Below are 3,243 nucleotides of genomic sequence, written 5' to 3' on the forward strand. Positions count from 1 at the left end.
TTTTATACATCACTAAAAGTTTTTATTAAACTAATTCAAGAATAACCATTGGTGCAGCATCGCCACGACGAGGTTCAGTTTTTAAGATACGAGTGTATCCACCTTGACGTTCAGCGTAACGAGGACCAAGATCGTTGAATAATTTTTGTAAAGCAGACTCGATAACGATGTCTTCACCTTCAGCGCGAACATCGGCGATTTCGTTACGAACGAATTGGTTCGCTTGACGACGAGCAGCTAAATCTCCACGTTTACCTAAAGTAATCATTTTTTCAGCTGTACGACGGATCTCTTTCGCACGAGTTTCTGTTGTAGTAATACGTTCATTGATAATTAAATCAGTAGTTAAGTCACGTAACATAGCTTTACGTTGAGAGCTAGTACGACCTAATTTACGGTAACCCATTGTCAGTATCCTCCTTTATGATTTATTAATCTTCTTGACGTAAAGATAAGTCAAGAGCAGCTAGCTTGTTTTTAACCTCTTCAAGAGACTTACGACCTAAGTTACGTACTTTCATCATTTCTGGTTCAGACTTGTTAGTCAATTCTTCAACAGTATTGATGCCTGCACGTTTTAGACAGTTGTATGAACGAACTGATAAGTCTAGTTCTTCAATAGTCATTTCAAGCATTTTTTCTTTTTGTGTTTCTTCTTTTTCGACCATAACTTCAACTTGACGAGCTTCGTCTGTTAAGTTAACGAATACTTCCAAGTGTTCTGTCATGATTTTTGCCGCTAAGCTTAATGCTTCTTCGGGTGAAATTGTACCATCAGTCCAAATATCCATAGTCAATTTATCGTATTCATTGATTTCTCCGATACGAGTATTTTCAACTTGATAGTTTACTTTGGAAATTGGTGTGTAGATAGAATCCACTGGAATTTCGCCAATTGGCATTGAATCCACTTTATTATTTTCTGAGCGTACAAAACCACGACCGTTTTTAACATTCATAATCATGTGGAAACGAGCGCCTTCTGCAAGCGTACAGATATGTAAGTCTGGATTCATAACATCGAAATCAGCATCGGCAATAATATCAGCAGCTGTGACGTCAGCTGGACCTGTGATGTCAATTTCTACTTGTTTTTCTTCTACGTCATACAATTTCAATGATAATTGTTTTACGTTCAACACAATCTCAGTAACGTCTTCACGTACACCTGGGACTGTTGAGTATTCATGCAAAACATCGTCAATTTGGATTGATGTAACTGCTGTACCTGGTAGTGAGGACAACAAGATACGACGTAATGAATTACCTAGGGTTGTTCCATAGCCGCGTTCTAATGGTTCTACAACGAATTTACCAAATTTACTATCGTCGTTAATTTCAATTGTCTCAATATTTGGCTTTTCAATTTCGATCATATCGACAAATTACCCCTTTCAAAACGTGAGAAAATGTATCATCGCATATCCAAGTTCATCAATCGATTAAACACGACGACGTTTTGGAGGACGGCAACCATTATGAGGAATAGGTGTTACATCGCGAATAGCAGTAACTTCTAAACCTGCTGCTTGTAAAGCACGGATAGCTGATTCACGACCTGAACCAGGACCTTTTACTGAAACTTCAACAGATTTCATACCGTGATCCATAGCTGCTTTTGTAGCTGTTTCTGAAGCCATTTGTGCAGCATAAGGAGTAGATTTACGAGAACCTTTAAATCCTAAAGCACCTGCAGATGACCAAGAAATTGCATTACCATGCTCATCAGTAATCATAACGATAGTATTGTTAAATGTAGAGTGGATGTGCGCCACACCTGTTTCGACATTTTTCTTCACACGACGTTTGCGTGAAACTGGACGTTTAGCCATAGTGTAATTAACCTCCTTTTAGATTATTTTTTCTTACCTTGAATTGCGACAGCTTTACCTTTACGCGTACGTGCGTTGTTCTTAGTATTTTGACCACGAACTGGTAAACCACGACGGTGACGGATACCACGGTATGAACCGATCTCTTGTAGACGTTTGATGTCTAAAGCACGTTCACGACGTAAGTCACCTTCAACTTTGATTGTATCTACTGCTGCACGTAAACGATCTAACTCATCGTTAGTTAAGTCACGTACACGAGTATCTTCTGAAATTTCAGCTTGCGCTAAGATTTTTTGAGAAGTCGTTTTACCGATACCATAGATGTATGTTAAGGCAATAACGATACGTTTCTCACGTGGAATATCTACTCCTGCTATACGAGCCATATACGAAAACCCTCCTTTTTATTTATCTTTAATTAGCCTTGGCGTTGTTTATGTTTTGGATTAGAACAAATAACCATAACTTTACCGTTACGGCGAATAACTTTACAATGTTCGCACATTGGTTTAACAGATGCTCTTACTTTCACAGTTATACCTCCTCGATTATATATCTCTACATTACTTGAATCGGTAGGTGATACGACCTTTCGTCAAGTCATATGGAGACATCTCAACTTTTACACGGTCACCTGGCAAAATACGAATGTAGTTTACACGCATTTTTCCTGAAATATGCGCTAAAACTTCATAACCATTTTCCAATTGGACCTTAAACATAGCATTAGGTAATGTTTCAGTAACAGTACCTTCAATTTCGATCATATCTTCTTTTGACAAAGTTTTTCCTCCTAATGGTGGTTGTTTCGTTTAATCACTAATTGATTATAGGATAGAAATACGAAATGTTCAGTCAACCCGAATATCTTACCATAATTAGCGACTTAAAGCAACAAAAATTATTTATCTAAAATCTTTTGGATCTCAGCGTAAACATTGTCAATACCGATATCACCAGGAATGCGATAAAGCTTACCTTGATCTTCATAGAAGTCTAAGATTGGTTGTTGTTGTTCTTGATTAACATTTAATCTGTTCTCAACAACTTCAGGTTTATCGTCTTCACGTTGGTAGAAATCATGGCTTCCGCAAACATCGCATACGCCGTCTACTTTTGGTTTGTTCAAAACTTTGTGGTATGTTGCGCCACAGTTACGACAAATGATTCGTCCTGATAAACGTTCTTTCAACGTTTCAGCTGGCACGTCTAAGTAGATAACTGCATCAATGTCGCGATCTAAGCGAGTCATGATACCGCCAAGTTCTTTAGCTTGCGCTTCAGTTCTTGGAAAACCGTCTAGCATAAAGCCAGCTTGTGTATCTTCTTTTTGAAGTCTTTCTTCAACAATACCATTCGTTACTTCATCAGGAACTAATGCACCTTCATCCATGAATGATTTGGCTTT

The 3,243-nt window shown here is 38.1% G+C and carries 7 protein-coding genes; all 7 read right to left on the bottom strand.

The window, feature by feature from the left end; genetic code table 11:
- Positions 1–25: 25 nt before the first annotated feature.
- Positions 26–406 (bottom strand): 50S ribosomal protein L17, encoded by a 381-nt coding sequence (gene rplQ / locus ACRCJ0_RS11040; RefSeq protein ID WP_004262615.1) that lies wholly within the window; start codon positions 404–406, stop codon positions 26–28.
- Between the two features lie 25 nt (positions 407–431).
- Positions 432–1,376: a DNA-directed RNA polymerase subunit alpha gene (locus tag ACRCJ0_RS11045; RefSeq protein ID WP_004262612.1), complete on the bottom strand. Its 945-nt coding sequence runs from the start codon at positions 1,374–1,376 to the stop codon at positions 432–434.
- Between the two features lie 66 nt (positions 1,377–1,442).
- Positions 1,443–1,832, bottom strand: coding sequence for a 30S ribosomal protein S11 (gene rpsK / locus ACRCJ0_RS11050; protein ID WP_004262610.1), 390 nt, complete (start codon positions 1,830–1,832; stop codon positions 1,443–1,445).
- Positions 1,833–1,855: 23 nt separating this feature from the next.
- A complete protein-coding gene (gene rpsM, locus ACRCJ0_RS11055) occupies positions 1,856–2,221 on the bottom strand; it encodes a 30S ribosomal protein S13 (protein ID WP_004262607.1) in 366 nt (121 codons plus the stop codon).
- Between the two features lie 32 nt (positions 2,222–2,253).
- Positions 2,254–2,367 carry a 50S ribosomal protein L36 gene (gene rpmJ, locus ACRCJ0_RS11060; RefSeq protein ID WP_004262605.1) on the bottom strand — a complete coding sequence of 38 codons (114 nt, stop codon included), beginning with the start codon at positions 2,365–2,367 and terminating at the stop codon, positions 2,254–2,256.
- Between the two features lie 31 nt (positions 2,368–2,398).
- Positions 2,399–2,617 carry a translation initiation factor IF-1 gene (infA, locus tag ACRCJ0_RS11065; RefSeq protein ID WP_004262604.1) on the bottom strand — a complete coding sequence of 73 codons (219 nt, stop codon included), beginning with the start codon at positions 2,615–2,617 and terminating at the stop codon, positions 2,399–2,401.
- Positions 2,618–2,736: 119 nt separating this feature from the next.
- On the bottom strand, positions 2,737–3,243 hold a 507-nt coding region (locus tag ACRCJ0_RS11070; RefSeq protein WP_431390467.1), incomplete at its 5' end, for an adenylate kinase family protein.

This window comes from Aerococcus sp. L_32 (assembly GCF_050689315.1).

What these genes read in the sequence shown, in the direction of transcription:
- rplQ (WP_004262615.1), bottom strand. Translation starts at nt 406, where the DNA reads ATGGGTTACCGTAAATTAGGTCGTACTAGCTCTCAACGTAAAGCTATG.
- ACRCJ0_RS11045 (WP_004262612.1), bottom strand. Translation starts at nt 1,376, where the DNA reads ATGATCGAAATTGAAAAGCCAAATATTGAGACAATTGAAATTAACGAC.
- rpsK (WP_004262610.1), bottom strand. Translation starts at nt 1,832, where the DNA reads ATGGCTAAACGTCCAGTTTCACGCAAACGTCGTGTGAAGAAAAATGTC.
- rpsM (WP_004262607.1), bottom strand. Translation starts at nt 2,221, where the DNA reads ATGGCTCGTATAGCAGGAGTAGATATTCCACGTGAGAAACGTATCGTT.